Raw genomic sequence first — 5,887 nt, forward strand, 5'->3', positions numbered from 1 at the left:
CCCTCGGCCGTACCGGATTGACCGTCTCGGAGATCGGGTTCGGCTGCGCCAGCTGGTGGGGGCAGGCGGCGTTTTCGGAGCGGGACGCCCAGGCCCTGGTCGAGGCGGCCCTGGCCGGCGGGGTCACACTGTTCGACACCGCGCCCGGCTATTCGGGCGGCGGGGCCGAGCCGCGACTCGGTCGCGCACTGAAGGGCAGGGACCTTTCGGGCCTGGTGATCGCCACCAAGGCCGGAACCCGGTTCGAAAATGGCCGGATCGTCCGCGACATGTCGCCTCAGGCCATCCGGACGAGCGTCGAGCGCAGTCTGGAGCGGCTGGGTCTCACCTGCCTCCCGCTCCTCCAGCTCCACGGCCCCTCGGTCGCCGAGCTCGGGCCCGATCTGCTGGAGCCGCTTGCCGACCTCAAGCGCCAGGGGCTGGCCACCGCGCTGGGCGTCACCAGCTTCGACCCCGCGGTCATTGACCACGCCACCGGCCGCGCCGAGATCGACGTGGTGATGGTCGACTACAATGTGCTGCGCCCCGAACGCGGCGCCCTGATCGCCCGGGCGGCGGCGGCCGGGAAGGGGGTGCTGGCCGGCATGCCGCTGGCCATGGGCCACACCGGCGGCCAGGTCCTCAAGCTCGGGTCTCCCCGCGATATCTGGTACGCGCTCCGGGCGCTCAAGAACCACCGGGCCGAGATCGCGGCGGGCGCGCGCTTTGGCTTCCTGCACCGGCGCGCCGACATGACCGGCGCCCAGGCTGCTCTGGCCTATGTGCTGGACAACCCCGACGTCGCCGCCGCCGTGGTGGGCGCCACCCGCATGAGCCATCTCCAGGATAACCTCGCCGCCTCCGGTCTCGCCCTGCCGCCCGGCCTCGCCGCCGCCATCCGCGCGGCTCAGGACGCCAATCCAAACTAAGTTCGACGCCATTGCCGGCCCGGGCGGTTTGGGATTTGATCGTGGGTCAGAGAACGGGCGTGCCACGCCCGCGCAACCGGGAGGACGGGCCTATGGCTGACGGCGCCATGAAGCTGGCCGACGAGGCGCGGATGCGCGCCTATTCCATGCCGCTTGACGAGATGCATCCCGGCGATCCGGACCTGTTCCGCACCAACACCCACTGGCCCTATTTCGAGCGCCTGCGCGCCGAGGCGCCGGTCCACTGGTGCAAGGACAGCGAGTTCGGCCCCTATTGGTCGGTGACCCGCTACAACGACATCATGGCCGTCGACACCAATCACCAGGTGTTCTCGTCCGAGGCGGCGCTGGGCGGCATCACCATCCGCGACGCCCGGCCGGACCTGCGCCGTCCCAGCTTCATCGCCATGGACCCGCCCAAGCACGACGTGCAGCGCAAGACCGTCAGCCCGATCGTCTCGCCGACCAATCTGCACGTGATGGAGCCGATCATCCGCGAGCGCGCGGCCAAGATCCTCGACGCCCTGCCGATCGGCGAGACCTTCGACTGGGTCGATCGGGTGTCGATCGAACTGACCACCCAGATGCTGGCCACCCTGTTCGACTTCCCGTTCGAGGAACGCCGCCGTCTGACCCGATGGTCCGACATCGCCACCTCGATCCCCATGCCCGGCGGGCTGGTGGAGACGGAAGAGGCCCGTCAGGCCGAGTTGATGGACTGCCTGGCCTGGTTCACGAAGCTGTGGAATGAGCGGGTCAATGAGCCGCCGCGCGGCGACCTGATCTCCATGCTGGCCCATGGCGAGGCCACCCGGAACATGACGCCCGACGAATATCTCGGCAACGTCATCCTGCTGATCGTCGGCGGCAACGACACCACCCGCAACTCGATTTCCGGGGGGCTGCTGGCGCTCAACCAGCACCCGGAGGAATACGACAAGCTCCGCGCGAATCCCGACCTGATCCCCTCGATGGTGTCGGAGATCATCCGCTGGCAGACGCCGCTGGCCCACATGCGCCGCACCGCCACCGAGGACTACGAGTTGGCCGGCAAGACCATCAAGAAGGGCGACAAGGTGGTGATGTGGTACGTCTCGGGCAACCGCGACGACACGGTCATCGAGGCCCCGGACCGCTTCATCATCGACCGCGAGCGCCCGCGCCAGCACCTGTCCTTCGGCTTCGGCATCCACCGCTGCGTCGGCAACCGCCTGGCGGAACTGCAGCTGCGCATCGTCTGGGAGGAGATCCTCAAGCGCTGGAGCAAGATCGAGGTGGTCGGCGAACCGCGCATGGTCCGGTCGAGCTTCGTGAAGGGCTATGAGACCCTGCCCGTGAGGATCGTCGGATAGGCCTCACCTGACGCGACGTCGCCCTTTTCCTCCCCCTCGGGAGGCGTCATGTTCTCCCCAGAACATCGAGAAAATCAGGGCGGAAACAACATGACGGCCAAGTCCGAGACCGTGGACCTCTCCCAGCTCGACGCCGCGCTGGAGAGCGCCCATCTGCCGGCGCTCTGCGCGGCCATGGTCCATCTGACCGGCGACAAGGCCTGGCTGCGGCCCGAATGGGCGCCGGCCTATGATCCTCTGGATCGCAACCAGATCGGTGTCTCAGCTGAGGAACAGGCCAGGCTGCGCGCCGCCGCCAAGGCCGCGATCATCGCCTATCTGACCGGCCAGGCGCCCATGGGCCCGGCCCCCAGCCCCGCCACCATCGAGCGGATGATCAGCTTCGTGGCCGGCGCCGAGATCCCCGAAGGCTATGGCGAGTTCCTCGCCGACGAACTGGCCATCGCCGGGACCAGCTCCAAGGACCCGCAATGGGAGGCCCCGATCCGCCAGGCGGCCGGCCAGAAGCTGAGGGTCCTTGTCGTGGGGGCCGGCATGTCCGGCCTGCTGGCCGGCATCCGGCTCAGCCAGGCCGGCGTGCCCTTCCAGATCGTCGAGAAGAACGCCGATGTCGGCGGCACCTGGCTGGAGAACACCTATCCGGGCTGTCGGGTCGACTCTTCCAACCACATGTATTCCTACTCCTTCGAGCCCAACCACTTCTGGCCGCAGCACTTCTCGACCCAGCCGGTGCTGCTCGACTATTTCCGCGGCGTCGCCGACCGCTACAGCCTGAAGAAGCGCATTCGCTTCCAGACCAGCGTCGAGGAGATGGTCTGGGACCAGGCGCGCTCGGTCTGGAAGGTCACGCTGAACACCCCGATCGGGCCGGAGACCACCGAGGCCACGGCCGTCATCACCGCTGTGGGCCAGTTGAACCGCCCGCGCTTCCCCGACATCAAGGGCCGCGACAGCTTCAAGGGCGAGGCCTTCCACTCCGCCCAATGGCGCCACGACGTGGACCTGGCCGGCAAGCGGGTGGCGGTGATCGGCACCGGGGCCAGCGCCTTCCAATTCGTGCCGGAGATCGCGGACAAGGTGGCCAGCGTCACGGTCTTCCAGCGCACCCCGCCCTGGAGCCTGCCGGCCGAGCACTATCACCAGGACGTGCCGGCCGGGATGAACTGGCTGCTCGAACACCTGCCCAACTATGACAAGTGGTATCGCTTCTTCCTGTTCTGGATGGCCACCGACGGCTTCCTGGCCGGGGTTCGCGCCGACCCCAGCTGGAACGGACCGCCGGACACGGTCGGGCCCGACAACGCCATGTTCAAGGAAATGCTGGCCATGGCCATCCGGGCCCAGGTCGAGGACCGCCCCGACCTGGCCGAGAAGGTGATCCCGAAATATCCGTTCGGCGGCAAGCGCGCCCTGCTCGACAACGGCGTCTGGCTGGAGGCGCTGAAACGCCCCAACGCCCAGCTGATCGACACCGCCATCACCGAGATCACGCCGACCGGCATCGTCACCTCTGACGGCCAGGCCCACGAATTCGACGTGATCATTTACGGCACCGGCTTCCACGCCTCGAAATTCCTGTGGCCGATGAAGATCAAGGGCCGGGGCGGGGCCGACCTGCACGAGACCTGGGCCGGGGACCCCAAGGCCTATCTGGGCATGACCACGCCGGGTTTCCCGAACCTGTTCATGATCTACGGGCCCAACACCAATATCGTGGTCAATGGCTCGATCGTGTTCTTCTCGGAATGCAGCGTGCGCTACATCGTGGGCTGCCTGCGGCTGATGGCCGAGCGGGGCATAGCGGCGCTCGAGGTCAAGCGCGAGGTCACCGAGGCCTTCAACGCCAGGATCGATGCGGGCAATGCGCTCATGGCCTGGGGCTCGCCCAATGTGAGCAGCTGGTACAAGACCGAGAACGGCCGCGTCAGCCAGAACTGGCCCTTCGCCCTGGTGGACTACTGGCGCGCGACGCTCGCGCCCGACCCCAAGGACTTCGCGCTGAAGTGGGCGGCGGAACCGGTGGTGTGACGCTGATCCCCTCCGGGGGAGCTGACTGCCATGCGGGCTGAGAGGGCCGGCCCGAAGGGACGGATCGGGGCTACCCGCCGCAACCGCCCTCTGCGAGGACGGCCCCCTCCGGCCCCTCCGGGTCCACCTCCCCCAGCGGGGGAGGAGCGATGCTGTTCATCGGCGCTCTCTTCAGTGGCCGCGCTCAAACGCCGCACGCGCCAGCGCCCACGATCACTCGCGGCGCCAAGTCTCGGATTTTCAGGGAGAAGTGGCGCGAATGACGGGGCTCGAACCCGCGACCTCCGGCGTGACAGGCCGGCGCTCTAACCAACTGAGCTACATCCGCATCTCTGCGTCGCGTCGCCGCGAGGGGCGTCTGATATGTCCCGGTCGGAATCGTGTCAACGCCGGAGTTGCGAGAAGCGTCATTCGCGGCGTGTTTCTTGTGCGCGGCGTCGCCCGCGACCCGCTCTGGGGCGCTCGATAACAGGGTTACGCATTTAGGGCGCGACAGTGTGACACCGCCGTTTGAACCCTGCGCGATGCTGGTCTAGAAGGGCCCGCGACTCCTTCGAGGATTCCATGAACGCCTTTCTCCTGCAGTACCTCCCGATCGTGATCTTCCTGGGGATCTCGAGCGTCCTGGGGGTCGTTTTCATTCTGGCCTCCGCGCTGCTTGCCCCGCAGGCGCCGGACCCCGAGAAGCTCTCCTCGTATGAGTGCGGCTTCAACGCCTTCGACGATGCGCGGATGAAGTTCGACGTCCGGTTCTATCTGGTCTCGATCCTGTTCATCATCTTCGACCTCGAAGTGGCCTTCCTGTTCCCGTGGGCGGTCTCGCTCATGAAGCTGCCGACCGCCGTCGCGCAGTTCTCGTTCTGGTCAATGATGTCCTTCCTGGGCGTCCTGACCGTCGGCTTCATCTACGAATGGAAGAAGGGCGCGCTCGAATGGGAGTGATCGTTCCCGCGGGCTCCGCCGGTCGTTCGACCGTCGAGGGCTATGACCCGAAGCTGCACGACCCATTCTTCGACGGGGTCTCCCAGCAATTGGCGGACAAGGGCTTCATCACCGCTGCGGCCGACGACCTCATCACCTGGGCTCGCACGGGCTCCTTGATGTGGATGACCTTCGGTCTGGCCTGTTGCGCCGTCGAGATGATGCACGCCTCGATGCCGCGCTATGACCTGGAGCGGTATGGGTTCGCGCCCCGCGCGTCACCGCGCCAGTCCGACGTGATGATCGTCGCCGGCACGCTCTGCAACAAGATGGCCCCGGCCCTGCGCAAGGTCTACGACCAGATGCCGGAGCCCCGCTACGTCATCTCCATGGGCAGCTGCGCCAACGGCGGCGGCTACTACCACTACAGCTACAGCGTCGTGCGCGGCTGCGACCGGATCGTGCCCGTCGATATCTACGTGCCGGGCTGTCCGCCCACCGCCGAGGCCCTGGTCTACGGCGTGCTGCAACTGCAGAAGAAGATCCGCCGCACGGGGACCATCGAGCGATGACCGACGTCGTGCCCGAAGGCGAACAGGCGCCCGCCGAAGTTCTGCCGCCGCTGGTCCTGCTGGGCCAGGCGATCCAGGCCAAGGCGGCTGGGGCCATCACCGGCTT

At 67.3% G+C, this 5,887-nt stretch carries 5 protein-coding genes and 1 tRNA gene; 5 read left to right on the forward strand and 1 reads right to left on the reverse strand.

From position 1 onward, the window contains the following. From Q7P21_RS18765 to Q7P21_RS18775, 3 genes are all read left to right on the forward strand, one after another. The coding region (locus tag Q7P21_RS18765; RefSeq protein ID WP_304179361.1) for an aldo/keto reductase at positions 1-908 on the forward strand (908 nt) is incomplete at its 5' end. Positions 909-1,000: 92 nt separating this feature from the next. Next, positions 1,001-2,260 (forward strand): cytochrome P450, encoded by a 1,260-nt coding sequence (locus Q7P21_RS18770; RefSeq protein WP_304170817.1) that lies wholly within the window; start codon positions 1,001-1,003, stop codon positions 2,258-2,260. A 90-nt stretch (positions 2,261-2,350) separates the two neighbouring features. Beyond that, positions 2,351-4,288: an NAD(P)/FAD-dependent oxidoreductase gene (locus Q7P21_RS18775; RefSeq protein WP_304179371.1), complete on the forward strand. Its 1,938-nt coding sequence runs from the start codon at positions 2,351-2,353 to the stop codon at positions 4,286-4,288. 251 nt (positions 4,289-4,539) lie between these two features. On the opposite strand, the gene Q7P21_RS18780 is transcribed toward Q7P21_RS18775, so the two are convergent. Then, positions 4,540-4,616: transfer RNA gene (locus tag Q7P21_RS18780), tRNA-Asp, on the reverse strand. Between the two features lie 236 nt (positions 4,617-4,852). Here Q7P21_RS18780 and Q7P21_RS18785 point away from each other — a divergent pair. Continuing rightward, positions 4,853-5,230, forward strand: coding sequence for an NADH-quinone oxidoreductase subunit A (locus Q7P21_RS18785; protein ID WP_304170814.1), 378 nt, complete (start codon positions 4,853-4,855; stop codon positions 5,228-5,230). Beyond that, entirely contained in the window at positions 5,200-5,781 is a 582-nt protein-coding gene (locus Q7P21_RS18790; protein ID WP_304179383.1) for an NADH-quinone oxidoreductase subunit B family protein, read from the forward strand. The genes Q7P21_RS18785 and Q7P21_RS18790 overlap by 31 nt, the downstream gene beginning before the upstream one ends. Positions 5,782-5,887 lie beyond the last annotated feature (106 nt).

The sequence above is a fragment of the Phenylobacterium aquaticum genome (genome assembly GCF_947378715.1).
Taxonomy (GTDB): domain Bacteria; phylum Pseudomonadota; class Alphaproteobacteria; order Caulobacterales; family Caulobacteraceae; genus Phenylobacterium; species Phenylobacterium aquaticum_A.

Coding starts and splice junctions, on each gene's coding strand:
- Q7P21_RS18790 (WP_304179383.1), top strand. CDS start 5,200: ATGGAAGAAGGGCGCGCTCGAATGGGAGTGATCGTTCCCGCGGGCTCC.
- Q7P21_RS18785 (WP_304170814.1), top strand. CDS start 4,853: ATGAACGCCTTTCTCCTGCAGTACCTCCCGATCGTGATCTTCCTGGGG.
- Q7P21_RS18775 (WP_304179371.1), top strand. CDS start 2,351: ATGACGGCCAAGTCCGAGACCGTGGACCTCTCCCAGCTCGACGCCGCG.
- Q7P21_RS18770 (WP_304170817.1), top strand. CDS start 1,001: ATGGCTGACGGCGCCATGAAGCTGGCCGACGAGGCGCGGATGCGCGCC.